This is a genomic window from Paracoccus sp. SMMA_5_TC (assembly GCF_009696685.2).
Taxonomy (GTDB): Bacteria; Pseudomonadota; Alphaproteobacteria; order Rhodobacterales; family Rhodobacteraceae; genus Paracoccus.
The window spans coordinates 2,125,242-2,149,711 of the sequence record NZ_CP102355.1; the positions used below are offsets into that span (position 1 = coordinate 2,125,242).

At 64.9% G+C, this 24,470-nt stretch carries 23 protein-coding genes; 12 read left to right on the forward strand and 11 right to left on the reverse strand.

Translation table 11 applies throughout. The features are described 5' to 3' along the window. Positions 1 to 89 precede the first annotated feature (89 nt). A complete protein-coding gene (locus tag GB880_RS11055) occupies positions 90 to 1,031 on the forward strand; it encodes a polysaccharide deacetylase family protein (protein WP_195840829.1) in 942 nt (313 codons plus the stop codon). Then, positions 1,015 to 2,118 carry a polysialyltransferase family glycosyltransferase gene (locus tag GB880_RS11060; protein ID WP_154494056.1) on the forward strand — a complete coding sequence of 368 codons (1,104 nt, stop codon included), beginning with the start codon at positions 1,015 to 1,017 and terminating at the stop codon, positions 2,116 to 2,118. Before GB880_RS11055 ends, GB880_RS11060 begins: the two co-directional genes overlap by 17 nt. A gap of 44 nt (positions 2,119 to 2,162) precedes the next feature. Here GB880_RS11060 and GB880_RS11065 read toward each other — a convergent pair whose 3' ends face one another. The 9 genes from GB880_RS11065 to GB880_RS11105 all read right to left on the reverse strand — a co-directional run bounded on the left by GB880_RS11065 (position 2,163) and on the right by GB880_RS11105 (position 10,347). Next, positions 2,163 to 2,486, reverse strand: a complete 324-nt coding sequence (locus tag GB880_RS11065; RefSeq protein ID WP_154494061.1) for a YnfA family protein — start codon at positions 2,484 to 2,486, stop codon at positions 2,163 to 2,165. A 5-nt stretch (positions 2,487 to 2,491) separates the two neighbouring features. Continuing rightward, entirely contained in the window at positions 2,492 to 4,462 is a 1,971-nt protein-coding gene (parE, locus tag GB880_RS11070) for a DNA topoisomerase IV subunit B (RefSeq protein WP_154494055.1), read from the reverse strand. 312 nt (positions 4,463 to 4,774) lie between these two features. Further along, positions 4,775 to 5,434 (reverse strand): glutathione S-transferase family protein, encoded by a 660-nt coding sequence (locus tag GB880_RS11075; RefSeq protein WP_154494054.1) that lies wholly within the window; start codon positions 5,432 to 5,434, stop codon positions 4,775 to 4,777. A gap of 39 nt (positions 5,435 to 5,473) precedes the next feature. After that, the gene (locus GB880_RS11080) at positions 5,474 to 6,652 is read right to left on the reverse strand and encodes a dipeptidase (RefSeq protein WP_154494053.1); all 1,179 of its coding nucleotides are present in this window, start codon (positions 6,650 to 6,652) and stop codon (positions 5,474 to 5,476) included. 53 nt (positions 6,653 to 6,705) lie between these two features. Next, positions 6,706 to 6,852, reverse strand: coding sequence for a hypothetical protein (locus GB880_RS11085; RefSeq protein ID WP_229774434.1), 147 nt, complete (start codon positions 6,850 to 6,852; stop codon positions 6,706 to 6,708). An 18-nt stretch (positions 6,853 to 6,870) separates the two neighbouring features. Then, complete coding sequence (locus GB880_RS11090) at positions 6,871 to 7,101, reverse strand: GNAT family N-acetyltransferase (protein WP_327077759.1); 231 nt, start codon at positions 7,099 to 7,101, stop codon at positions 6,871 to 6,873. Between the two features lie 87 nt (positions 7,102 to 7,188). Beyond that, entirely contained in the window at positions 7,189 to 9,018 is a 1,830-nt protein-coding gene (locus GB880_RS11095; protein WP_154494060.1) for a M3 family oligoendopeptidase, read from the reverse strand. 99 nt (positions 9,019 to 9,117) lie between these two features. Next, positions 9,118 to 10,059 (reverse strand): alpha/beta fold hydrolase, encoded by a 942-nt coding sequence (locus GB880_RS11100; RefSeq protein ID WP_263467136.1) that lies wholly within the window; start codon positions 10,057 to 10,059, stop codon positions 9,118 to 9,120. 3 nt (positions 10,060 to 10,062) lie between these two features. Further along, positions 10,063 to 10,347, reverse strand: coding sequence for an SCP2 sterol-binding domain-containing protein (locus tag GB880_RS11105; protein ID WP_154494052.1), 285 nt, complete (start codon positions 10,345 to 10,347; stop codon positions 10,063 to 10,065). A 186-nt stretch (positions 10,348 to 10,533) separates the two neighbouring features. On the opposite strand from GB880_RS11105, the gene GB880_RS11110 reads away from it, so the two are divergent. From GB880_RS11110 to GB880_RS11130, 5 genes are all read left to right on the forward strand, one after another. After that, entirely contained in the window at positions 10,534 to 11,082 is a 549-nt protein-coding gene (locus tag GB880_RS11110) for a hypothetical protein (protein ID WP_154494051.1), read from the forward strand. Beyond that, a complete protein-coding gene (locus GB880_RS11115; protein WP_263467137.1) occupies positions 11,082 to 14,003 on the forward strand; it encodes a helicase-related protein in 2,922 nt (973 codons plus the stop codon). Before GB880_RS11110 ends, GB880_RS11115 begins: the two co-directional genes overlap by 1 nt. After that, on the forward strand, positions 14,000 to 14,287 hold the full coding sequence (locus GB880_RS11120) for an RNA-binding S4 domain-containing protein (RefSeq protein WP_263467138.1): 288 nt from the start codon (positions 14,000 to 14,002) through the stop codon (positions 14,285 to 14,287). The genes GB880_RS11115 and GB880_RS11120 overlap by 4 nt, the downstream gene beginning before the upstream one ends. Before the next feature lie 157 nt (positions 14,288 to 14,444). Then, positions 14,445 to 14,783, forward strand: a complete 339-nt coding sequence (gene fdxA, locus GB880_RS11125) for a ferredoxin FdxA (RefSeq protein WP_154494212.1) — start codon at positions 14,445 to 14,447, stop codon at positions 14,781 to 14,783. 328 nt (positions 14,784 to 15,111) lie between these two features. After that, positions 15,112 to 15,621, forward strand: a complete 510-nt coding sequence (locus tag GB880_RS11130; protein WP_154494211.1) for a CarD family transcriptional regulator — start codon at positions 15,112 to 15,114, stop codon at positions 15,619 to 15,621. 227 nt (positions 15,622 to 15,848) lie between these two features. Here the strand turns inward: GB880_RS11130 and GB880_RS11135 are convergent, their stop codons facing one another. Next, the gene (locus GB880_RS11135; RefSeq protein WP_154494210.1) at positions 15,849 to 17,234 is read right to left on the reverse strand and encodes a dipeptidase; all 1,386 of its coding nucleotides are present in this window, start codon (positions 17,232 to 17,234) and stop codon (positions 15,849 to 15,851) included. 167 nt (positions 17,235 to 17,401) lie between these two features. Between GB880_RS11135 and hemA the strand changes: the two genes are divergently transcribed. The 3 genes from hemA to ispG all read left to right on the forward strand — a co-directional run bounded on the left by hemA (position 17,402) and on the right by ispG (position 21,182). After that, positions 17,402 to 18,631, forward strand: a complete 1,230-nt coding sequence (gene hemA, locus GB880_RS11140) for a 5-aminolevulinate synthase (protein WP_154494209.1) — start codon at positions 17,402 to 17,404, stop codon at positions 18,629 to 18,631. Between the two features lie 106 nt (positions 18,632 to 18,737). Beyond that, positions 18,738 to 19,952, forward strand: coding sequence for a helix-turn-helix domain-containing protein (locus GB880_RS11145; protein ID WP_154494208.1), 1,215 nt, complete (start codon positions 18,738 to 18,740; stop codon positions 19,950 to 19,952). A gap of 111 nt (positions 19,953 to 20,063) precedes the next feature. Beyond that, positions 20,064 to 21,182, forward strand: coding sequence for a flavodoxin-dependent (E)-4-hydroxy-3-methylbut-2-enyl-diphosphate synthase (ispG, locus tag GB880_RS11150; RefSeq protein ID WP_154494207.1), 1,119 nt, complete (start codon positions 20,064 to 20,066; stop codon positions 21,180 to 21,182). Positions 21,183 to 21,205: 23 nt separating this feature from the next. Here the strand turns inward: ispG and GB880_RS11155 are convergent, their stop codons facing one another. After that, entirely contained in the window at positions 21,206 to 21,955 is a 750-nt protein-coding gene (locus GB880_RS11155) for a DsbA family protein (RefSeq protein ID WP_154494206.1), read from the reverse strand. 152 nt (positions 21,956 to 22,107) lie between these two features. Here GB880_RS11155 and GB880_RS11160 point away from each other — a divergent pair, with 152 nt between their 5' ends. Further along, positions 22,108 to 23,244 (forward strand): pyridoxal phosphate-dependent aminotransferase, encoded by a 1,137-nt coding sequence (locus tag GB880_RS11160; RefSeq protein ID WP_154494205.1) that lies wholly within the window; start codon positions 22,108 to 22,110, stop codon positions 23,242 to 23,244. Continuing rightward, positions 23,241 to 24,461 carry an N-acetylmuramoyl-L-alanine amidase gene (locus tag GB880_RS11165; RefSeq protein ID WP_263467139.1) on the forward strand — a complete coding sequence of 407 codons (1,221 nt, stop codon included), beginning with the start codon at positions 23,241 to 23,243 and terminating at the stop codon, positions 24,459 to 24,461. The genes GB880_RS11160 and GB880_RS11165 overlap by 4 nt, the downstream gene beginning before the upstream one ends. Positions 24,462 to 24,470: the final 9 nt, after the last annotated feature.

Genomic DNA, 24,470 nt, shown 5'->3' on the forward strand with positions numbered 1-24,470 from the left:
CCGAAACACGATGCGCAGGGATACCCCCTGCCATTCCGCTGCGCTATATGCCAATTCAAAGGCCGATAGAACTGAGCGATGGGGCCGCGATGGCACAAGACCTGACGATCGTGATGTATCACTATGTGCGCGATTTCGCACGCAGCCGATACCCGGGTATTCGCGGCCTTGACCTGGCCGGTTTTCGCCGTCAGCTCGATTTCCTTCAGCGAAATCACAACATCGTCACCATGCCCGAGGTGCTGGCCGCGCTGCGCGGCGATCAGCCATTGCCGCCCGATGCGGCGCTGCTGACCTTTGACGACGGCTATGCGGAACATTACCAGCTTGTGTTCCCCGAACTGCACAAGCGCCGGCTGTCGGGATGCTTTTATGCGCCGGTGGCGCCCGTCCGCGATCATCGGCTGCTGGACGTGAACCGGGTGCATTTCATCCTGGCGGCGACGCTGGACAACCCCGCGCAGGTGGGGGCGGCCATCGACGCGCGCATCCGTGCCGAAGGTCCGTCGCGCGGGCTGGATACGGTCGAAGCCTATCGCGCGGAATGGGCGCAACCCAATCGGTTCGACGATGCCGAAACCATCTATATCAAGCGGATGCTGCAAACCGTCCTGCCCGAGGACATGCGCCATGACATTGCCCGCGACCTGTTCGCGCGCCACGTCACCGCCGACGAGGCCGCCTTTGCCGCCGAGCTTTACCTGTCCGAGGATCAGGCGCGGCTGATGCAGGCCAGCGGCATGCACTTCGGTTCGCACGGGGCAGAGCATCTGTGGTTGAACCGTATTTCCCCCGAGCAGCAGGCGCAGGAAATCGACCGTTCGCTGGCGTTTCTGCGCGATATCGGCGTGCCGGTCGATCGGGAATGGGTCATGTGCTATCCCTATGGCGGCTGGAACGACAGCCTGCTCGAGGTGCTGCGCGCCCGCGGTTGCAGCGCCGGCCTGACCACCGAGGTGGCAACCGCCCGCATCGGCCATCACGATCCGCTGCTTCTGCCGCGCTTCGACACCAATGACTTTCCGCAATAGGGGCGTCCGGGCGACAGCGCCGGACCTGTATCTGCCCTCGAACCCGCAGACGCTGCTGGCGGCGCTGGCCTCGGCCCTGGGGCAGGGGCATCCGGCGCAGATCGTCTATCTGGACGATGCCGCGCCCTTGCCCGACCATGTGCGGGCGGCGATCCAGAGGCGATTCCCCGACATTTCCCTCAGCGTCCGCTCGGACCGCGAGGCGATTGCCGAATTCGCCAATCTGCCGCGTTTCCTGCCGGCGGTGCTGCGCCGCAATCTGGCGTTCCGGCGCGGGCGCGGCCTGTGCCGGCCGGCCGACGCGCCGCCCGCCTGGCTGGGGCCGCATTACCGCACCGCCCATATCTATCTGTCGGGGAATTTCCTGTCCAAGACCCTGCGCCGGCGCTGCGACACCCTGGTGCTGCGCGAGGAAGGTCTGCTGAACTATCACAGCCTGCGCTTTGGTCCCGGCAAGGCGCTGTTGCGCCTGGCCAGCGGCAAGTCGCCGCGGCGCCATTACATGGGCGAGGAATCCTGGATCGACCGCATCGAACTGGACGACCCGCAGGCACTGCCGCCGCGTCTGCGGGCCAAGGCGCGGCAACTGGGGCTGGCGCAGCTGATGCAGCGCCTTTCGCCCGAGCTGGCGCGCGATATCGCGGCGCTGTTCTGGCAGGGGCCGCTGCCCGATTTGCGCCAGGGCGGAGCGCTGCTGCTGACCCAGCCGCTGGATCAGGTCGGCATCTGCTCGACCGCCGAAAAGCAGGCTATCTATCGCACGATCCGCGACCGGCTGACGCAGGCGGGGCTGAACGTCGTCATCAAGCGCCACCCGCGCGAGGCCGATCGGGCCGACGCGACCGATGACGAAGTGTCGCTCCCCGCCTTCTTTCCCATCGAGGCCTGGCCCTGGCTGACGCGGCAGAAATTCGACCTGGCCGTGGCGCTGTGCACGGCGGCGCTGAACACGCGCGGGGGATTGTTCAGCCACCGTCAGGTGCAGCTGGTGGACCCGGGTCCGTTCGGTCGCAAGCAGCTAGGGGACTGGCAGGGCCGGCTTGATCGGCTGTGCGCCGAATACCGCCCGCCCGCCGCGGCAGGCTGAGTCCCTCGGCCGGGCCCGACCCGACCGCCCTGTCGCGCGAGCCGCTATCTGGCCGCGGCCAGCACCACCACCGCGCCAAGAACGCACAGCCCACCGCCCAGCAGATCCCAGCGGGTGGGCACCTGCCCCTCGGTCAGCCACAACCACGCCAGCGAGGCCAGCACATAGATACCGCCATAGGCGGCATAGGCGCGACCGGCAAAATCGACCTGCACCCGGGTAAGAAGCCAGGCAAACAGCGCCAGCGACAGCATGCCGGGCAAGAGCCACAGCGGCGATCGTTCCAGCCGCAGCCACGCCCAGAAGGCAAAGCAGCCGGCGATTTCCGTCACCGCCGCCAGGACATAGATCGCCAGCGGCGCCGCCAGCGCGTTCAAACGTCCAGTTCCTCGGTATCGGCGAATTGCGCGTTTTCCTGAATGAACTGGAAACGCAGCTCGGGCCGCTTGCCCATCAGCCGCTCGACCAGATCGCCGGTTTCGCCGCCCTCGTCCTCGTCGATCGACACGCGGATCAGCTTGCGGGTGCGGGGGTTCATGGTGGTGTCCTTGAGATCCTTGGCGTCCATCTCGCCCAGCCCCTTGAAGCGCTGGACGTCGATCTTGCCCTTGCCGCCCAGGCCCTTGGCCAGAATCCGTTCCTTTTCCGCATCGTCCGAGACATAGACGCGGTGCGCGCCCTGCGTCAGGCGGTAAAGCGGCGGACAGGCCAGATACAGGTGCCCCTTGTCGATCAGCGGCCGCATCTGGGTAAAGAAGAAGGTCATCAGCAGGCTGGCGATATGCGCGCCATCCACATCGGCGTCGGTCATGATGATGATCTTTTCATACCGAAGGTCGTCGATGTTGAATTTCGAGCCCATGCCGACCCCCAGCGCCTGGCACAGGTCGCTGATTTCCTGGTTCGAGCCCAGCTTGGAACTGGCCGCGCCCAGCACGTTCAGGATCTTGCCGCGCAGGGGCAACAGTGCCTGCGTAGTGCGTTCGCGCGCCATCTTGGCGCTGCCGCCGGCGCTGTCGCCTTCGACGATGAACAGCTCGGTTCCCTCGCGGCTATTGGCGGAACAATCGACCAGTTTGCCGGGCAGACGCAGCTTCTTGGTGGCGGATTTGCGCTGCGTTTCCTTTTCCTGTTTGCGGCGCAGACGTTCTTCGGCCCGCAGCACCAGGAAATCCAGGATCGCGCCGGCCGATCTGGTGTCGGCGGCCAGCCAGTTGTCGAAATGGTCGCGCACCGCGCCTTCGACAAGGCGCTGCGCCTCGACCGTGGCCAGCCGGTCCTTGGTCTGGCCGACGAATTCCGGTTCGCGGATGAAGCAGGACACCAGCGCGCAGCCCCCCGCCAGCAGGTCGTCGCGGGTGATGTTGGCGGCCTTCTTGTTGTTGATCCTTTCGCCATAGGCGCGGATGCCGCGCAGGATCGCCGACCAGAACCCGGCCTCATGGGTACCGCCTTCGGGGGTGGGCACGGTATTGCAATAGGACTGGATGAAGCCGTCACGCGCCGGCGTCCAGTTGATCGCCCAATCCACCTTGCCGGGGGTGTTGAACTTTTCCTTGAAATCGACACTGCCGGCAAAGGGACGCTCGGCATAGGTCGAAACGCCGCTGAGCGTTTCCGAAAGGTAATCGGCCAGACCGCCGGGGAAGTGAAAGGTGGCCTCGCACGGGGTTTCGCCGTCGTCGATTTCGGACTTCCAGCGGATTTCGACGCCACTGAACAGATAGGCCTTGGATTTCACCATCCGCAGCAGGCGCGCGGGCTTGAAGCGGTGGTGGCCAAAGATCTGTTCATCGGCGTGAAAGGTGACGGTGGTGCCGCGGCGGTTGGGCGCGGCGCCGATGCGCTCGACCGGGCCCTGCGGGATGCCGCGGGAAAAGGATTGCTGGAACAGTTCCTTGTTGCGGGCGACCTGCACCACCATCCGGTCCGACAGCGCGTTGACGACCGAGGCCCCGACCCCGTGCAACCCGCCCGAGGTCTGATAGGCATCGCCGGAAAACTTGCCGCCGGCGTGCAGCGTGCACAGGATCACCTCGAGCGCCGATTTGCCGGGGAACTTCGGATGCGGGTCGATGGGGATGCCGCGGCCGTTGTCGCGGATCACCACGCTGAAATCGGCCAGCAGTTCCACCTCGATGCGGGTGGCATGTCCGGCCACCGCCTCGTCCATCGAGTTGTCGAGGATTTCCGCCACCAGGTGATGCAAGGCGCGTTCGTCGGTGCCGCCGATATACATGCCGGGGCGTTTGCGCACCGGCTCGAGCCCTTCCAGAACCTCGATCGAGGCTGCCGAATAGTTTTCGGTTGCCCTGTCTGCGGTAGGGAAAAGATCGTCGGCCATGGCACCTTGCTTGTCCTGTGGGTCTGGGCGGGGGTTATCTCATGCCACGGCGGGGTGCGGCAAGGGGCCGTGTCGCAGCGCTATCGGCAAAAACCGCAGGCAAAAGCGACAAAAGAGCGGCGATTTGATCCATGTCAAAGTCACGATGCCGGCGCGCGCGCTTTGATTGCGGGGTTAGATGGTGCGCGATGGCGGGGCAGGCGGCGGCTGTTCCGTTGCCGTTCTTGCGGCAAGGCCGGGTGATGAGTGGGTCGCGGCGAAACGGGCGGCAGACCTGGGGATGCCCCTTGCGCCGCGACCGCCCCGGATCGATCATTCCGGTTCGGCCAGACGTTCCTGCCACATCCGTTGAAAGGCGGGGCGCGACTGACAGCGTGTCAACCAGTCCGAGGCGGCCGGAAACTGCTGCATCAGCGGGCCATAACCCTGCGCATAGCGCAGGATTTCCGCAACGTTGATGTCGGCCACGGTAAAGCGGCCGCCCACTATGTGATCGTGCCTGGACAGATGGTCGTCCAGCACCCGCATCGGCCGGATCAGGCGTTCGGCCGCATTGGCCACCACGGCCTGATCGGCGCCGGGCTGCGCCTGGCCGGGCCTGTGCGCGAACAGGATGGTCAGGGCGTCGGGTTCGATCGAGGTTGCGGCGTAAAAACTCCATTGCAGCATCTGGGCATCTTCGACCGCATCGGCCGGCCCCAGGGGCTGGCCGTGGCGGCGGGCCAGATGCAAGGTGCAGGCCAGCGATTCCGACAGGATCAGGTCGCCGTCCTGAATGACCGGGATGCCGCCTGCGGGTGACAGGCGCAGGAATTCGGGCGACTGCGTATTCAGCGGCGCATCCGGTGCACCAGGGTTGGCCAGACGATAGGCCTGGATCACCGGCACCTGCCGAAACGGCAGATCCATTTCGTGGCACAGCCAGATGATGCGCGATGCGCGCGACCGGGTGACCCCCCAGATGGTAAGCATTCAAGCCCCCTGTTCTTTCCGGATGAAGGTTAGGCCGGCTCACAGCGTTTCTGCAAGGTAACGCATCATGTTGCCGCCCATCACCTGCGCAATCTGATCTTCGCTCAGGTCGGCGTCCAGCAACGCCTGCGTCAGCGCCGCCAGCCCCGCCGCATCGAAGGGCACGCCAACAGACCCGTCGTAATCCGAGCCGAGCGCCACATGTTCCACCCCAACCAGATCGATCGCGGCACGAATCGCGGCGGCAATATCGGCAGGTGTGTCGCCGCACACGACATCGGCCCAGAAACCGATGCCGATCAGCCCGCCGCGGGCGGCGATGGCCTGCACCAGATCATCCGGCAGGTTGCGTGGGCTGGGACAATGGCTGTGGATGCCGGTATGCGACAGGATCGGGCGGGTTCCCGGCATCGCCAGCACATCGCGCACCATTTGCGGGCTGGCATGGGCCAGATCGATGATCATGCGCCGCTGCATCATCTCGGTCACAACCTGACGGCCGAAATCCGACAGCCCGGCGCTGGCTCCGGCCTGGCCATGCAGGCTGCCACCCAGTTCGTTGTCGAAGAAATGCGTCAACCCCAGCAGGCGGAAGCCGGCACCGTAAAGCACTTGCAGATTGGCGATGTCGCCCTTGAGCGGGTGGGCGCCTTCGCTGCCCAGAAGCGCGCCGACGGTGCGGGCGCCGTTCTGCCGTGCCTCGAGCAGGGTTTGCAGATCAGCCGCCGAACGGATCAGCATCAGCCGGTCGGGCGCGCGATCGGCCGCGCGTTGCAGGGCGGCGGCCTGCACGAGCGCCCGTTCCTTCAGGTCGAACCACGCCGCCAGCGGACGCAACTGGCCGATGAACAACGGGGTGATATTGTCGGGCGCGTCAGTGGCATTGTGGCTGTAGCTCTGTCCGCGCGGGCTTTTGGTGACGGAGGTGAAAACCTGCACCGCCACATTGCCGTCAGCAAGGCGCGGTATGTCGGTGTGGCCGCGCAGGCTGCGTTTCAGAAGGTCGCGATCCCACAGCAGTGCGTCGGAATGCAGATCGCCGATCACCAGCCGTTCATGCAACGCCTCGGCCTGGGGAGACACCGGCCAGCCCGAGGTCGGGGTAGTGACGGGGTTGAGGCTTCGTTCCACGAACCCCGGCCCCCAGATCACCACGACCACGGCCGCCAGCGCTGCCAGCGTCAGGATGCCCAGCATCAAGCGGCGCAAAGCGCGCATTGTTCCTTTCCCCCCTTGTGACCGTGCCATACATCATAGGACAGTCCGCAGGGTCAGGCGATGGAAAATTCCCGCAGGCTCAATCGCAGGATGTGCTGGGGCCCGATACGGCCGCCGTGATACATTTCGCCCCCGTCCACAAAACCGGCGGCCAGATACACCGCCCGTGCCCCCGGATTGACCTGATTGACGGTCAGCACCAGCGCCGATGCGGCCGGTTAAAGCCGCGCCACATAAGGCCCCAGTGCCGTCATCGCCGCCTTGCCGATGCCCTGGCCCTGGGAATTGCGGTCGATCATGACGCCGCGCAGCCCCAGTTCCCCCGGGCGGGCAAAGTCGAAGCGCGCGGGATAATCGCGGTCAATCTTGAAGAACCCGACCGCCAGATCCTCGCGGGCGATCAGGTGAAAATCGCATCCTGGCTCATCCGCCTCGAAATGGTCCGCGATGGCGCCGCAAAAAGGGTTCCTGTTCGGGGGCCACCGTTATATGCGCCACCCGGTCCCATTCGTGACGGCCCAGCGGGTGCAGGATAATCACGCCTCGATCGCCTCGAGCTCGTCGATGAATCCTTCGATCATCGCCAACCCCTTGTCCCAGAAGGCCGGGTCCGAGGCATCCAGCCCAAAGGGTGCCAGCAGCTCCCTGTGATGGCGCGACCCGCCGGCCGCCAGCAGATCGAAATACTTGCTCTGGAAATCCGGCAGGCCGGATTCATAGGCGGCGTAAAGCGCGTTCACCAGCCCGTCGCCAAAGGCATAGGCATAGACATAGAAGGGCGAGTGGACGAAATGCGGCACATAGGTCCAGAAGGTTTCATAGCCGGGCATGAACTCGAAGGCCGGCCCCAGCGATTCGGTCTGCACCGCCATCCACAGCGCGTTGATATCCTCGGGCGTCAGTTCGCCCTGGGCGCGGGCGGCGTGCAGGCGACATTCGAAATCGTAAAAGGCGATCTGGCGCACGACGGTATTGATCATGTCCTCGACCTTGCCGGCCAAGAGCGCCTTGCGCTGGGCGGGGTCGGAGGTGCGGGCCAGCAGCGCGCGAAAGGTCAGCATCTCGCCGAATACGCTGGCGGTTTCGGCCAGCGTCAGCGGGGTGGCCGCCAGCAATTCGCCCTGTGCCGCCGCCAGGCGTTGATGCACGCCATGGCCCAGCTCATGGGCCAGCGTCATCACATCGCGGGGTTTGCCCAGATAGTTCAGCAGCACATAGGGGTGGACTGTGGTGACGGTGGGATGGGCAAAGGCGCCCGGGGCCTTGCCTGGCTTGACCGCCGCATCGATCCAGCCCCGCTCGAAGAACGGCTGGGCCAGTTCGGCCAGCCGCGGCGAAAACCCGGCATAGGCATCCAGCACGGTGGCGCGCGCCTCGGCCCAGGGGATCAGTCGCGGGCTTTCGCTTGGCAGGGGGGCGTTCCGGTCCCAGACCTGCAACTTGTCCAGCCCCAGCCAGCGTGCCTTCAGCGCGTAATAACGATGCGACAGGCGCGGATAGGCGCGGGTGACGGCATTGCGCAGCGCCTCGACCACCTCGGGTTCGACATGGTTCGACAGATGCCGCGCCGTCTGCGGGGTCGGCATCTTGCGCCATTTGTCCTCGATCGCCTTTTCCTTGGCCAGGGTGTTGTGGATGCGGGCAAACAGCTTGACGTTCTGGCCAAAGACGCGCGCGAGGGCACGGGCACCCGCCTCGCGCCGGCTGCGGTCGTGATCGGTCAGCAGGTTGAGCGTCGCCTCAAGCCCCAGCACCTCGCCCTGCACGTCGAAGGTCAGCGCCGCGGTGGTTTCGTCGAACAGCCGGTTCCAGGCCGCGGCGCCCACCACGGAATTGTCGTGCAAAAAGCGTTCCAGTTCGTCCGACAGCTGATAGGGGCGCATGGCGCGCATGCGGTCGGTCACCGGCTTGTAGCGGGCGGGGCCGTCCGCGGCGGCAAAGATCGCCTCGTAGCGGGCATCCGGGATACGGTTGAATTCCAGACTGAAGAACACCAGCGCCGTCGTCGCATTGGTAATGCGATCCTGCAGGTCGCCCATCTGCTTGGCACGCTGGGCGTCGGTGGTGTTCTGGTAATAGCGCAGCCCGACATAGGACATCAGCCGACCGGCCAGAATGTCGATCTGCTGATAGCGCTCGATGCAGGCCAGCATCTGAGGCGCGTCCAGCTCGGCCAGACGCCCCTGATAGTCGCGGGCAAATTCGGCGCACACATTATCCAGCCGGTCGAGGTCACGGGCCAGTTCCGGCGCATCGGGTGCCGCGTAAAGATCCCGCAGATCCCATTCCGGCAGATCGCCCAGATCGGCCGCAGGTGCGGCCACCGGCAGGGCGTTTTCGTCGCGGGGCAGGTCGCGGTTCGGCATCAGGCTGGCAAAGCGTGTCATGGTCCGTCCTTGTCTGGTCGGCCCAGATTTGCGCCCAAGTTGGCCGGGCTGCAAGACAGGGGACGGAAATTTGACCGATCAGCCGGCCGATGCGTTGAAATGCGCGATGGTTGCCTTGACGAACACTTCCCTGATTTCGTCGCGTTCCATGGCGGGCTCGTGCCGGCAATCGGGCAGTTCCAGCAGCTGGGCGGTTGGCCAGCGTCTGGCACGGTCGCGGATCGCGGCGGGTGAGACCACGCCCTCGGCCAGGCCTAGCGCAATCAGGGCGGGCAGGTCGGGGCTGGCCAGGGTTGCCAGGCGGCGACACTCCAGCAGCGCTTCGCGCAGCCAGTCATGACTGGCACCGCCAATAGAGACATCGGGCCAGGTGGCAGCCTCGGCCACGAGCCGCCCCCAGCGCCGGCCATCGCCGGTCAGCAGATTGCCGAGAAACGGGTCCATCAGGACAAAGCTTTCCTCGCCCCCCGAGCCTGGCGCGGCGCGTCCGCCCCATCCAAGCCGCGCAGCAGCCCGAGTCATGGTCAGCACCAGCCATTCCGGCACCCGCCCCAGATTGATCCCCCACATCGGCGCGGAAAACACCACACTGCGCACCGGCAGACCCGCGTCCAGCGCGGCCAGTCCCAGGGCACCGCCCATGGAATGGGCGAAAAGATGCCAGGGCTCGGGCAGGCCCAGTTCCTGGGCCGCGATCACCAGTTCGACCACATCGCGCTGATAATGCGAAAACGCCCCGACATGGCCGGGGCGCACATTGGTCTGCAAACGGTCCGAAAGACCCTGGCCACGCCAGTCGATGGCCAGAACGTGATAGCCGGCCGAAGCCAGCTGGCCGGCAAGCTCATCGTATTTTTCGACATACTCCGTTCGACCGGGGAACAGCAGGACCGTGCCCTGTGCAGCTTCGGCCGGCCAATGGGCGGCGCGCAGGCGCACGCCATCCTCGGCCCGCAGCCAGAAGGCGCGGGCGCGGGCCGGCGGATCGCCCGGCAGTCGGTGGAACGGCGCCGGCGTCACCGCTCAGGACAGCAGGGCGCCCAGCTTCATCGCTGTGGCCATCGACCCGTCCACGCGCAGCTTGCCGGTCATGAAGGCAACGGTGGGGCTGACATCGCCCGACAAGAGCCCCTCGAACGTGTCGCGGCTGGCGGTCAACGTCACCTCGGCCTCGTCATCGGCGGCGCGGGCGCCGGATGCATCGATGTAGACGCTACCTTCGCCCTCGATGACGAATTTCGCGGTGCCGTCAAATCCCTTGGCCTTTGCATCCAGCGCGGCGACGGCGCCTTCGACAACCTTGCTCATCTGTGATCTCCCCGGAGTCTGGAAAAGTTTGGGTTGGAAAGTTACATAGTGCTTATGCGTTGGCCAGTCCCACATTCCCACAATGTCGTTGCGGCATGGTTAATTCTGGGGCTGAGCCTGCCGGGCCCGACCCTGGGTCAATCTGCCTTGCCCGAGGGTCAGCCGCCCGTCAGGCCCGAATCACCCTTGGCGCAGAGCGATTTGCGTGCCCAACCTGCGCTGCCATCCGAGCCGACGGTGCAGGCCCAGGCGCAGACGCGCGCCGAACTGGACGCCTTGTTCGCCGAATTGGGCCAGCCGCAGGGGGAAACCTGGTCGCGGGCCGAAAGCGACATCTTGCGCCTGTGGTCCCGGTCAGGCTCGGCGGCGATGGATCTGCTCTATAAACGGGGCGAGGCGGCGCTGGACGCAGGCGATACGGTCACGGCGATCGGCCACCTGACTGCGTTGACCGATCACGCCCCCGATTTCGCCGCCGGCTGGCACCTGCGGGCGGTGGCGCTGTATATGGACGGCGATCTTGGCCCGGCACTGGCGGATCTGCAGCAGGCGCTGCGGATCGAGCCGCGCCACTTCCCTGCGCTGACGCAGCTGGGCGCCATTCTGGACGAACTGGGGCAGCGTCAGGCAGCACTGCGCGCCTTGCGCGCCAGCCTGAAGATCCATCCCCACCAGCAGGATGCGCGCGATGCCGTCACGCGTCTGGAACAGGAACTGCAAGGCACGGACGCCTGATGAATGACAGATCGCGGGTCACGGCCGTTCTGGGCCCGACCAACACCGGCAAGACCCATTACGCCATCGACCGGATGCTTGCCCATCGCACCGGAGTTATCGGCCTGCCGCTGCGACTGCTGGCGCGCGAGGTTTACGACCGCATCGTCAAGGCCCGCGGCCCCAGCGTCGTGGCGCTGGTCACCGGCGAAGAGCGCATCGTGCCAGACCGCGTGCAATACTGGGTCGCCACCACCGAGGCCATGCCCGAGGTCGGGGCCGATTTCGTCGCCATCGATGAAATCCAGCTATGCGCCGATCCCGAACGTGGTCATGTCTTCACCGACCGGTTGCTGAACATGCGCGGGCGCCACGAAACGCTGCTGCTGGGCAGCGACACCATGCGCCCGGCCATCGCCGCGCTGGTGCCGCAGGCGCAGTTCATGCGGCGCGAACGATTTTCCACCCTGTCCTGGGCCGGATCGAAAAAGATCAGCCGCATGGCGCCGCGTTCGGCCATCGTCTGCTTTTCGGTCGAAGAGGTCTATGCCACGGCCGAGCTGATCCGGCGACAAAAGGGCGGCTGCGCGGTGGTGATGGGCGCGTTGTCGCCGCGCACGCGCAATGCGCAGGTCGCGCTGTATCAGGGGGGCGAGGTCGATTATCTTGTCGCGACCGATGCAATCGGCATGGGGTTGAACCTCGACATCCGCCACGTTGCGTTCTCGGCCACCGAAAAATTCGACGGCCGCCGCTTTCGCCCGTTGTTTCCCCATGAACTGGGCCAGATCGCCGGTCGCGCCGGCCGTCACACCGAACCCGGCACCTTTGGCGTCACCGGCGATGCCGGCGGCCTTGACGACGGCCTGATCGACGCGATCGAGAACCACCGCTTTGCCCCGATCGGCCGGCTGATGTGGCGCAACGACGCGCTGGAGTTCGGCACGCTGGACCGGCTGATTGCCAGCCTCGAGACCAGCCCGCAATCCGAATGGCTGACCCGCGGGCGCGAGGCGGACGACCTGCGCGCGCTCAAGGCCCTGGCCGCCATGCCCGAAGTTCGCGACCGACTGCACCATCCGCGCGACCTGCGGCTGCTGTGGGACGTCTGTCGCATTCCCGATTTCCGGTCGATCTCGCCGGCGGAACATGCGACGTTGCTGGCGCGCATCCACGGCTTTGTCCGCGAAGGGCAGGTGCCCGACGACTGGCTTGCAGGCCAGATCGCGCGCATTGACAAGACCCAGGGCGACATCGACACATTGTCCAAGCGTCTGGCGTTCATCCGCACCTGGACCTATGTCGCGCAGCGTTCGGGATGGGTTTCGGACGAAAGCCATTGGCGCGCCGAAACGCGCGCGGTAGAAGACCGCTTGTCGGACGCATTGCATGCGGCACTGACGCAAAGATTCGTGGACCGGCGCACTTCAGTGCTGCTGCGCCGGCTCAAACAGAAGGAGAGCCTTTTGGCCGAGGTGAACGACAAGGGCGAAGTGACGGTCGAGGGCGAATTTGCCGGCCGACTGGAAGGCTTTCGCTTTCGCGCCGATCCCAGCGCAACCGGGGACGAGGCGCGGATGCTGACCCGCGCCGCCTACGAGGCGCTGAAACCGGAATTCCATTTGCGGGCGGATCGGTTCTACAACGCCCCCGACACGGAACTCGATTTCACAGAGCAGGGCGGTCTGATGTGGGGCAGCTCGGCCGTGGGCAAGCTGGTCAAGGGGTCCGAGCCCCTGAAGCCCGGCGTCGAGGCTTTTGTCGATGACGAGGCCGGCCCCGAGGTCGCCGAAAAGGTGCGCCGCCGGCTGCAGCATTTCATCGACCGCAAGATCGCCACCGCATTCGAGCCGCTGATCGCGCTGAAAAACGACGAATCGCTGTCGGGGCTGGCGCGCGGCTTTGCCTTCCGCCTGGTCGAGGCGCTGGGCGTGTTGCCGCGCGAAGGAGTCGCCGCCGAGGTCAAGGAACTGGATCAGGATGCCCGCGGCCTGCTGCGCAAGCATGGCGTGCGCTTTGGCCAGTTCACCATCTTTCAGCAGGCACTGCTGAAGCCCGCGCCAACCCGGCTGCGGCTGGTGCTGTGGGGTCTGGATCAGGGCCTGGCCGAGTTCCCGGAAAGCCCGCCTCCGGGATTGGTGACGATCCCGAACCTGCCCGACGTGCCCAAGGGGTATTACACGCTGTCGGGTTATCATCCGGCGGGTGAACGTGCGATCCGCATCGACATGCTGGAACGGCTGGCCGACATGTTGCGCAGCCAGGACACCCGCGGCGGGTTCGAGGCCAATGCCGACATGCTGTCGATCACCGGCATGACCCTTGAGCAGTTCGCAGGGCTGATGCAGGGGCTGGGCTATCGCGCCGAGCGGGGCGAGCGGCCCAAGTCCCGGCTGACCGCGGTTTCAGAGCGTGCCGCCGTGCCCGAGGCCACCGACCACGACCATCCGCTGACGGAAGAGGAAAGTGTCCTGGCGGCCGAGACTCGCGCCCGCTGGGAGGCCGAGCAGGCCGCGCGCAAGGCCACCGAGGCCGAGGCGGGCGAGGGCGCAGCAGCTGCGCCGGATGCAGCCCCCGAAACCGAGGTGTTCTACACCTTTACCTGGGCCCCGCGTCCGCGTGGGGGGCAGCGGCGGCCGGATCGCGGCGAACGCAGCGGCGGCGCACAGGGCCGCGGGCAGGGCGAGCGCCCCGCTCACCGCGACCGCGAGGATGGCAAGCCGCGCCGCGACGCCAAACCGGCCGAAGGCAAACGTCGCGAGGACATGCGCGGCGATCGTCCCGAGCGGGGTGGGAAAGGCAAGCCGCGTCATGACGGCCCCAAAGGCAAACCGCGTCATGAAGGGCCAAAATCCTTCGAGGCGCGTCCACCCCGCGCTGAAAAACCGGTCGATCCCGACAGTCCCTTTGCGATCCTGGCTGCGTTGAAGAACAAGCCGTGAGCGATCCCCACACAAGTGCAGCCAGCGGCGCCATTCGCCTGGACCGCTGGCTGCATCATGCCAGGCTGTTTCGCACCCGCACGATCGCTGCCGACGCCATCAGCGAAGGGGGGATTCGCGTGAATGGCCAACCGTGCAGCAAACCCTCGCATCTGGTGCGCACCGGCGATACCATCACCGTGGCGGCGCATGGGCGGGTGCGTGTGCTGCGTTTGCTGCTGACCGGCGCAAGGCGCGGCTCGGCCAGCGAGGCGGCAATGCTTTACGAAGAGCTGGCCCTGTAGCCGGATTGCGGGAATCTGTTCGTCGCGGCGGCTTTGGCGTGGAACAGGGTTTGCGCAACCGCGTCTTGTTGCCGCAAAGGGTCTTTTCGGACCTGCCGCCCTTGCATGATGCCCCCCATGGGCGTAACTAGCGCACAGGAAACAGGAATAGCGCGCCATGACCTACGTCGTCACCGATAACTGCATCATGTGCAAATACACCGATTGTGTTGAGGTGTGCCCCGTGGACTGTTTCTACGAAGGCGAAAACACGTTGGTCATTCATCCTGATGAATGCATCGATTGCGGCGTGTGCGAACCGGAATGCCCCGCCGACGCCATCCGCCCCGATACCGAGCCGGACATGGAATCCTGGGTCGAATTCAACCGCAAGTATGCCGAACAATGGCCGGTTATCACGCGCAAGAAGGATCCGATGCCCGGCTATCAGGAAATGGACGGCGTGCCCAACAAGCTGGAAAAATACTTCTCCGAAGCACCGGGCAGCGGCGATTGAGCTTTGCCGCAAAATGCCGCGATTCGCGGCCGAGCGATGTCTCAAAAGGGTGAACTGGCGCCAAACCCGCTGAATTACAAGCGGAATTTGGTGGTGCGGCTGGTGACTGCACGCTTTCTGCCAACCTTTGTAATGCGTCTTTTTCTGTGCTATGGTCCGGCAACAAGGGCGCCGACCGGCTGCTGCCAGTAGCCGGGTGGCGCCTATGGTTGTCCCGGCCGTCTGCCCGGCCGGGGATGCAGGTTCAGAATTGGTGGCCCGCAAGGGGGGAAAGTCCCGCCTTATGGGTTCTTTTGTGCCCCAATGGGTGCAGTGCGAAGGAAGCGCAATGTCGAAAGCGAAAAAGACCGAATTCCGTCCCGATGATTTCGTGGTTTATCCGACCCACGGGGTTGGCCGTATCGTCTCGATCGAAGAGCAGGAAGTTGCCGGCTTGCGGCTCGAGATGTTCGTCATTTCCTTTGAAAAGGACAAGATGACGCTGCGCGTGCCGACCGCCCGTGCGACCGAAATCGGCATGCGCGGCCTTTCCACCCCCGATCTGGTCGATCGCGCGCTGGAAACGCTGAAGGGGAAGGCGCGGGTCAAGCGGGCAATGTGGTCGCGTCGCGCGCAGGAATACGAACAGAAGATCAATTCGGGCGATCTGATGTCGATTGCCGAGGTGGTGCGCGATCTGCATCGCAATGACGATCAGCGTGAACAATCCTATTCCGAACGCCAGCTTTACGAAGCGGCCTTGGACCGCCTGACCCGTGAGGTCGCCGCGGTCAGTGGTATGGACGAGGCTGGCGCGCAGAAGCGTGTCGATGCGGTTCTGACAGCCCGCGCCGCCTGACGCTGTCAGGTCGCAAAGCTTTCCCGTTCTGCCCCCGCAGGTTCATCCCGCGGGGGTTTCGCATTCTTGCGGGCCGGCGATCCTGTGCCGCAGCATGAATCACGCAAGGCCGCAATCGCGGTTGCGGCGCGCGTCGCGCAACGCTGTTTCGGCCCGGGCAACGCCAGCCTGGGCAAGGGCGATCCTTCAAATTTCCCCGTCGGACTTCCGCGCCCCCGCCGTCTCGCTCAAGCCAGAGCCGCCAGAATGCGCGCCCAGCTTCGTGCGCCTTTCACGAAGCTTTCCACATCGTATTTTTCGTTCGGCGAGTGAATGCGGTCATCATCGCGACCAAAGCCGATCAGCATGGAATCGATGCCCAGAATGGTCTTGAAGTCCCCGGCGATGGGGATCGATCCCCCCGCGCCGATATATGCCGCATCGCGGCCCCATTCCGCGCCCAGCGCCGCCTTGGCCTGACCGAAGGCGGGGTCCGAAATATCCATCCGGCTGGCCGGGCTGGCGCCGTGATCGTGGAACTCGACGCTGCAATCGGCCGGAATTGCGGCGCGGATGTGGTTGCGAAACGCCTCGCGGATGGCCAGCGGATCCTGCGTGCCGGTAAGGCGGAAGCTGACCTTGGCGCGCGCTTCTGCGGGCAGCACGGTCTTGAAGCCTTCGCCTGTATAGCCGCCGCTGATCCCGTTGATTTCGAACGTCGGGCGGTTCCACACCTGTTCCAGGCCCATCCGCCCCCGTTCGCCGATCGGATGGCGCAATCCGACCCGGGACAGAAACTCACCCGCGTCGAAGTCGAGCGCCTGCCAGTCGGCACGCAGTTCCTCGCTCAGCTCTTCGACACCATCGTAGAAATGGGGGAGGGTGATGCGTCCTTCGCCGTCCTTGACGCTGGCAAGTGCATTCACAAGCACCTGGATCGGGTTCGCGGCAAGTCCCCCGAAACTGCCCGAGTGCAGATCCCGATCCGCCCCACGGACTACGATTTCCTCGCCGTAAAGGCCGCGCAGCTGGGTGGTGATCGCGGGACGTCCGTCCGCATACAGGCCGGTGTCGCAGATCATGGCCAGATCTGCGCGAAGTTCGTCGGCATTGGCCTGCAGGAAGGGGCGCAAGCTGGGCGAGCCGGATTCCTCCTCTCCCTCGAAAAGCAGCACCAGATCGGTGGGCAGCGTGCCATGCACGTCCCGCCAGGCGCGGAATGCCTCGACAAAGGTCATCAACTGGCCCTTGTCATCGGCAGCGCCACGGGCGCGGATGACCTTGCCGCTAGGGGTGTCCTGGATTTCGGGATCGAAGGGTGGACGATCCCACAGTTCAAGCGGATCAACGGGTTGCACGTCATAGTGGCCATAAAACAGCAGTGGTCTGCGCGAACCTTTGGCGGAATGGGCGACAACCATGGGGTGACCGGGCGTGTCGCGCAGCGAGGCATCGAATCCCAGATCCTGAAGTTCCCGGCAGAGCCATTGCGCGGCCTGCCTTACATCGCCCTTGTGGGCCGGATCGGTCGAAATCGACGGGATGCGCAGGAAGGCCTTCAGCCGCTCGAGCGCCTGAGGGGTGTTTTTATCCAGTGTTGAAAGTATGGCATCTATCTTGGAATCTTCCTGCATTCTCAGCTTTCCCGATTATTTTTATAGGTTAAAAATCAGCGACCTGATGTCACAGTGCGACATTTTTACGCTGTATTTTCCGGCCCGCGGCACTTATCACATTATCACCCGGGGTCAGAACATGACCCCCAAAGCGAGCAAGTTCAAGCAAGTCAAGGGGCCGTCCGATGGATTATACAGCCGCACTCGATCAGGCCATCGGCAAGCTGCACGAAGAAGGGCGGTATCGCACCTTCATCGACATCGAACGGCGCAAGGGTGCCTACCCTCAGGCGATCTGGACGCGCCCGGACGGAACCGAACAGGAAATCACCGTCTGGTGCGGGAACGACTACCTGGGCATGGGGCAGCATCCCGTCGTTCTGGCCGCCATGCACGAGGCGCTGGATGCCACCGGCGCAGGCTCGGGCGGCACGCGCAATATTTCGGGCACGACGGTCTATCACCGCCGGCTTGAGCACGAGATCGCCGATCTGCATGGCAAGGAGGCGGCGCTGGTATTTTCCAGTGCCTATATCGCCAATGACGCGACGCTTTCCACGCTGCGCAAGCTGTTTCCCGGACTGATCATCTATTCCGACGCGTTGAATCATGCGTCCATGATCGAAGGCATCAAGCGTTTCGACGGCGCAAAACGCATCTTCCGGCACAATGACGTGGCGCATCTGCGCGAGCTGCTCGAGGCGGATGATCCGGCAGCGCCAAAGGTGATTGCCTTCGAATCTATCTATTCCATGGATGGCGACTTTGGTCCCATCGCCGAGATCTGCGACCTGGCGCAGGAATTCAACGCCCTGACCTATCTGGACGAAGTTCATGCCGTGGGCATGTATGGCCCGCGCGGGGGTGGCGTGGCCGAACGTGACGGCCTGATGCAGCGGCTTGACATCATCAACGGCACCCTGGGCAAGGCATTCGGTGTGTTTGGGGGCTATATCGCGGCATCTGCCAGGATGGTCGACGCAATCCGATCCTATGCTCCCGGGTTCATCTTCACCACATCGCTGCCGCCGGCGGTGGCCGCTGGGGCTGCTGCCTCGATTGCGTTTCTCAAGACGGCCGAGGGGCAGGTGCTGCGCGACAGACAACAGCTGAACGCGCGCATTCTCAAGATGCGGCTGCGCGGTCTGGGCATGCCGATCGTCGATCATGGCAGCCACATCGTTCCGGTCCATGTCGGTCATCCGGTGCATTGCAAGGCGCTGTCGGACATGCTGCTGGCCGAATTCGGTATTTATGTTCAGCCGATCAACTTTCCGACGGTGCCGCGCGGAACCGAACGGCTGCGCTTCACGCCGTCCCCGGTTCACGATCCGCGCCAGATCGATCTTCTGGTGCGGGCGATGGACAACCTGTGGTCGCAGTGCAAACTGAACCGTTCAACTTCCGCTGCGTGAACTGTTTCAGGGGTGAACACCTCTCGCGTGCGTGATAACCTTGCCTTAAAGAACTTGTGAGAGTCTTCCGATTCGGAGGGCAGCAGCGAAGAATGGGGCAGGCGCAATGATCGGGCTAAGGGGGGTTCCCCCGGCGGATAGCCATGATGAAGCAGCGGGAATCCCGCATGGCTTCGACGATCCGGACATTCGGCTCGGCGATCTGATGCGGGGCGAGCGGGCAACGATGGGCAAATCGTTGCTGGACGTTCAGCGCGAATTGCGGATTCGCGCATCCTATGTTGCCGCGATCGAGAATTGCGATCTTTCCGCGTTCGACACGCCCAGCTTTGTCGCCGGATATGTGCGCTCCTATGCCCGTTACCTGGGACTGGACCCCGACTGGACCTTTCGCCGGTTCTGTCACGAATCCGGGTTTCAGCCCAACCCTGGAATCGCGGCTGTGGGACCGGCAAGAAAGCCCGCGCGGGCTGCGATGGATCCGACGGCCGCGCTGGCAAATCCCAACCCGCTGTTTCTGCCGCGTCGCGAAAGCTTCTGGTCCTCGTTCGAGCCGCGCGCCCTTGGCTCGTTGCTGGTGATGCTGGTGCTGACAGGCGGCTTGGGTTACGGCGGCTGGATGGTTCTGCAAGAGGTGCAGAAGGTCAATCTGGTGCCGGGGGACCAGTCGCCGGGGGTCGTTGTCGCCTTGGATCCCGTGCAAGAGGCCGCGACAGTCCAGCCGGTGGAGACCGCTCAGGTCAATCTGCCCAAGCCCGAGGGGATCGACCGCACATATCGGCCGCAAGCCCTTGAAGTGCCTGTTCTTGCCGCGCGTGACGGACCGATTTCGGCCATAGATCCCGGCTTGCGTGCCCCCGCGATGCAGCCGGCTGAGCCTGCATCCCGGCAGCAGCTTGTCGATGCTGGCGAGGTTTTCGGTCCGCCGATGCCGGCGCAATCGCAGGCTGTGCGCACCTTGGCGCCCGATGCACCGGCTGTCGAAATTCTGGCGGCCCGTCCGGCATGGGTTCGGGTGACATCGGCCGATGGCACGGTCCTGCTGGAAAAGACAATGGACGCAGGCGAACGCTTCGCGCTGCCAAAGCTTGAGGCACCGCCGACCTTGCGCACAGGTAACTCGGGGGCGATCTATTTTGCGGTCAGCGGCAAGACCTACGGGCCTGCCGCGCCAGGCGCGAAGGTGGTCAAGAATGTGGAACTGTCGCCCGCCGCGCTGACCTCGAAATTCGCCGCAGCAGATGTTAGCAAGGATCCCGAGCTTGCGCGCATGATGTCCCTCGCATCGGCCGGGACGAATGCGGCAGTGACGCAGGACTGACCCGGGGGCGCGCTCACGCTTGCGCCAATCGCCGATCTCGACGCTTGCCCCCCACGGTCGCGGCGCATATCTGTGGCGCATACCGGTTACGCCGCAATGCAAGGCCATCCCATGACCCACAATCCGATCCGCCCTTGGCGCAATATCGAGCGGCGAAAGTCGCGTCAGATCATGGTTGGCAATGTGCCGGTCGGTGGCGACGCTCCGATCAGCGTGCAGACCATGACCAATACCGACACCACCGATGTGCGTGCAACGCTGGATCAGATCATCCGTGCGGCGGATGTCGGGGCGGATATCGTGCGCGTTTCGACCCCTGACGAGGCATCGACCCGCGCATTGCGCGAGATTTGCCGGGAAAGCCCGGTGCCGATCGTGGCCGATATTCATTTTCACTATCGCCGCGCCATCGAGGCGGCCGAGGCGGGTGCTGCCTGTCTGCGCATCAACCCCGGCAATATCGGCGATGCCGCCCGTGTGCGCGAAGTCATCAAGGCCGCCCGCGATCACGGTTGTTCCATCCGCATCGGCGTGAACGCCGGCAGTCTGGAGCGGCACCTGCTGGAAAAATATGGCGAACCCTGTCCCGATGCGATGGTGGAATCCGGGCTGGATCATATCCGCATCCTGCAGGACAACGACTTTCACGAGTTCAAGATCAGCGTGAAGGCCAGCGACGTGTTCCTGGCCGCCGCCGCCTATCAGCAATTGGCCGAAGCGACCGATGCCCCCATCCACCTGGGCATCACCGAGGCTGGGGGCCTGATGTCCGGCACGGTGAAATCCGCCATCGGCCTTGGAAACCTGCTGTGGATGGGCATTGGCGACACGATCCGGGTCAGCCTGTCGGCCGATCCGGTCGAGGAGGTAAAGGTCGGTTTCGAGATCCTGAAGTCGCTGGGCCTGCGCACCCGCGGCGTCCAGATCATTTCCTGCCCCAGCTGCGCCCGGCAGGGGTTTGATGTCATCAAGACCGTCGAGGCGCTGGAAAAGCGGCTTGAACACATAAAGACGCCGATGAGCCTGTCGATCATTGGCTGCGTGGTAAATGGCCCGGGCGAGGCGCTGATGACCGACATCGGCTTTACCGGCGGGGGGGCCGGGGCCGGGATGGTCTATCTTGCCGGCAAGCAGCACCACAAGATGTCGAACGACCAGATGATCGATCACATTGTCGAATTGGTGGAAAAGCGTGCGGCTGAAATCGATGCCGCCAAGGCCGCCGAGTAGCCCGGCGGCCACGGCTGTCAGCCCTAGCCCTGCCGCTCGGCCCGCACCCTCGCGATCACGCCCTCAAGCCCATCCGGCGGCACGCCACGCAGCATCTCGCCTTCGATGATGAAGGTAGGCGTGCCCATGATCCGCATCTGTTCGGCAAGCTGATGATTCTTGCGCAGAACGGCCGACACTTCTTCGGTATTCATGTGGTTCAGAACCGCCTTGGCATCGACACCCAGCTCGCCTGCCAGCTTGCCCAGAGTTTCCAGATTGACAGGGCCGCGGCTGCTCATCAGCGCGTCATGCGCGCGCTTGTAGGCGTCGTCCCCGGCCTGCTGGTGCACCGCCACCGCAAAGCGGGCGGCCATGTCGCTTTCCTGGGTCAGGATCGGAAATTCCTTCAGGATAAACCGGATATTGCCATCGGCGCTGATCAGCTTTTCCACTTCTGGGTTGACGCGCTTGCACACGCCGCAGCGATAGTCGATGAACTCGACCAGGGTGATATCGCCCTGCGGATTGCCGCCGACCCAGCTGTGGCCGTCGTCAAAGATCGCCTTGCGATTGTTTTCGACCAGCAGCTTGTCGTTTTTTGCCTCATCGGCCATGCGCCGCTCTTCAAGCACATTGATCGATTCGACCAGCACGTCGGGATTGGCCATCAGATATTCGCGCACTGCCTCGCCGAAGGCTTGCTTTTCGGCATCGCTCATGTTGGCCGGGTCAAAGGCCAGGGCGGGCAAGGTGGTGGCCGCCAGCGTCGCAGCGGTCAGAATGGCTTTCATTGCGGGATCCTTTTCTTGCTGGCCAAAGATTGTCCCGGCGAGCGGGGGTTTGCAAGCCGCGGTTTCCAGGCGTTCACGCGGGCTTGACCAGTGCGGCTTGACCGCGGGCGCGGCGCCGGTGATACCCGGTGCAAAAGCAGTCGAGGGCAGGCATGAAGCAATCGCAGCGCGGTCAGGTCGACCCGTTCATTGTCATGGACGTGATGGCAGCGGCGCGGCGCGCCGAGGAACAGGGCCGCCACATCATCCATATGGAGGTGGGCCAGCCCGCCACGCCCGCGCCCAAGGCGGCGCGTCAGGCGCTGGCACGGGCGCTGGATCAGCCCTTGGGCTATACTGTCGCCCTGGGCTTGCCGGAACTGCGGCGCGGCATCGCGGATCTTTACCGGCGGTGGTATGGGCTGGACCTGGACCCGGCGCGCGTGGTGGTGACGCCGGGGTCGTCGGGGGCGTTCATCCTGGCATTTTCGGCGCTGTTCGATGCTGGTGCCCGCGTCGCCCTGGGCGAGCCGGGATATCCCAGCTATCGCCAGATCCTGCACGCCATGTCGCTCGAGCCGGTGGGCATCGCCACATCCATGCAGCACCGCTATCAGCCGCGCCCCCAGGATCTGCCGGCGGATGCGCAGGGTCTGATCCTGGCCTCGCCCGGCAACCCGTCGGGCACCGTGCTGTCGCGGGCCGAGCTTGCTGCCTTGACTGCGCGTGCGGCGGAACTGGGCATCAGCGTGATTTCGGACGAAATCTATCACGGCCTGCATTATGGGGCCGGCTTTCATTCCGCGCTCGAGGTCACGGATGACGTCTTCGTCATCAACAGCTTTTCCAAGTATTTCAGCATGACTGGCTGGCGCGTCGGCTGGATGGTGGTGCCCGATGCCATGGTGCGCACGGTCGAGCGGCTGGCGCAGAACCTGTTCATCTGCCCGCCCCATGCCAGCCAGGTCGCGGCGCTGGCGGCGCTGGATTGCGTGGATGAGGCCGAGGCGAACCTGGCCGTCTATGCCCGCAACCGGCAGATGATGCTGGACCGGCTGCCGGGCATCGGTTTTGACCGCATCGCGCCGCCGCAAGGGGCTTTCTACATCTATGCCGATGTGTCGCACCTGACGACAAACAGCCTGAATTTCGCCTCGGAAATTCTTGAAAAGGCTGGTGTGGCCGTGACACCCGGGCTGGATTTCGACCCCAGGCGCGGGGCAGGAACGCTGCGCTTCAGCTATGCCGGTGCGACCGCCGATATTGCCGAGGGGCTGGACCGGCTTGCCGCCTTCATGGCCGCAAGATGAGGCTGTGGCGCCTTGTCCTGTGGCTGATGCTGCTGGTGCCGGCCATGGTTTGGGCCGAGGCACCTGCCGCCCGAGTGGATGTCGAGCGGTCGTCGCTGATCGCCGAGGGGCGTGATCGCGGCAAACCGCGACCGCTGGACCTGCGCCTGGTTCTGGATCGCCCGACGCCTTACCGGGCCTATTTTCTCGATGCGCCGCCGCGCCTGGTTCTGGATTTGCGTCATGTGGATCTGTCCGGGGCCGAGGCCAAAGTCTTACCCGGCGCGGAGCTGGTTCCCGATCTGCGCTGGGGCCGGTTCCGGCCGGGCTGGTCGCGGCTGATCGTCGAGCTGCCCGGTCCCTACGCGCTGCGTCAGGCAAGCCAGCAGGCCGCGCCAGAGGGTCAGGTGCTGCATCTGCGGATCGAGCCGGTGAAGCCCGCCGATTTCGTGGTCCGGGGCGGGGCTCTGGCCACGCTGCGCGACCTGCCCGAGCCGGCGGCGGTGCCCGTGCCGCCGTCGCGGCGGGGCGCGGACCGGCCGCTAAGGGTCGCAGTGGACCCCGGCCACGGGGGGCATGATCCGGGCGCGCAGGTCGGCGCGATCAGCGAGGCGGCGGTGATGCTTGGCTTTGCCGGCGAACTGACCCGGACCTTGACGCAGGCCGGTTTCGAGGTGATCGCCACCCGCCGCGACGACAGTTTCGTGCCGCTGGAACGCCGCATGACGCTGGCGCGGGCGGGGCAGGCCGATCTGTTCATTTCACTGCACGCCGATGCCTTGCCGGCGGGCGAGGCTGCTGGCCTGTCGATCTATACCTGGAACCCGCAGGCCGATGATCGCGCCTCGCGCGAACTGGCGATGCGTCATGATCGCGCCGATCTGCTGGCCGGGGTGGATCTGGCCGGAATTGATGACCAGATCGCCGAGGTTCTGATGGATCTGGCGCGCAGCGAGACCCACCCGCGTTCGCAGGCTTTCGCGAAATTTGCGGTGGCTGAACTGAACCGCGCGGGCATTGCCATGCACCGCACCCCGGTGCGCGGGGCGGCATTTTCGGTATTGAAATCGCCTGACATCCCTTCGGTTCTGATCGAGTTGGGATTTCTGACCGATGCGGGCGACCGCGCCAACCTGTTCGACCCCGAATGGCGGGCGCGCACGGCGGCAGCGATCACGCGCGCGGTCCAGGCGTGGGCGAAGGACGACGCGGCGCAGGCGCAGCTTTCGCGCAAATAGCGCAAGGTT

Excerpts from the sequence above, each read along its gene's own strand:
- GB880_RS11055 (WP_195840829.1), top strand. The coding sequence starts at position 90 with ATGGCACAAGACCTGACGATCGTGATGTATCACTATGTGCGCGATTTC.
- GB880_RS11060 (WP_154494056.1), top strand. The coding sequence starts at position 1,015 with ATGACTTTCCGCAATAGGGGCGTCCGGGCGACAGCGCCGGACCTGTAT.
- parE (WP_154494055.1), bottom strand. The coding sequence starts at position 4,462 with ATGGCCGACGATCTTTTCCCTACCGCAGACAGGGCAACCGAAAACTAT.
- GB880_RS11075 (WP_154494054.1), bottom strand. The coding sequence starts at position 5,434 with ATGCTTACCATCTGGGGGGTCACCCGGTCGCGCGCATCGCGCATCATC.
- GB880_RS11080 (WP_154494053.1), bottom strand. The coding sequence starts at position 6,652 with ATGCGCGCTTTGCGCCGCTTGATGCTGGGCATCCTGACGCTGGCAGCG.
- GB880_RS11095 (WP_154494060.1), bottom strand. The coding sequence starts at position 9,018 with ATGCCGAACCGCGACCTGCCCCGCGACGAAAACGCCCTGCCGGTGGCC.
- GB880_RS11105 (WP_154494052.1), bottom strand. The coding sequence starts at position 10,347 with ATGAGCAAGGTTGTCGAAGGCGCCGTCGCCGCGCTGGATGCAAAGGCC.
- GB880_RS11115 (WP_263467137.1), top strand. The coding sequence starts at position 11,082 with ATGAATGACAGATCGCGGGTCACGGCCGTTCTGGGCCCGACCAACACC.
- fdxA (WP_154494212.1), top strand. The coding sequence starts at position 14,445 with ATGACCTACGTCGTCACCGATAACTGCATCATGTGCAAATACACCGAT.
- GB880_RS11130 (WP_154494211.1), top strand. The coding sequence starts at position 15,112 with ATGTCGAAAGCGAAAAAGACCGAATTCCGTCCCGATGATTTCGTGGTT.
- GB880_RS11135 (WP_154494210.1), bottom strand. The coding sequence starts at position 17,234 with ATGCAGGAAGATTCCAAGATAGATGCCATACTTTCAACACTGGATAAA.
- hemA (WP_154494209.1), top strand. The coding sequence starts at position 17,402 with ATGGATTATACAGCCGCACTCGATCAGGCCATCGGCAAGCTGCACGAA.
- GB880_RS11145 (WP_154494208.1), top strand. The coding sequence starts at position 18,738 with ATGATCGGGCTAAGGGGGGTTCCCCCGGCGGATAGCCATGATGAAGCA.
- ispG (WP_154494207.1), top strand. The coding sequence starts at position 20,064 with ATGACCCACAATCCGATCCGCCCTTGGCGCAATATCGAGCGGCGAAAG.
- GB880_RS11155 (WP_154494206.1), bottom strand. The coding sequence starts at position 21,955 with ATGAAAGCCATTCTGACCGCTGCGACGCTGGCGGCCACCACCTTGCCC.
- GB880_RS11160 (WP_154494205.1), top strand. The coding sequence starts at position 22,108 with ATGAAGCAATCGCAGCGCGGTCAGGTCGACCCGTTCATTGTCATGGAC.
- GB880_RS11165 (WP_263467139.1), top strand. The coding sequence starts at position 23,241 with ATGAGGCTGTGGCGCCTTGTCCTGTGGCTGATGCTGCTGGTGCCGGCC.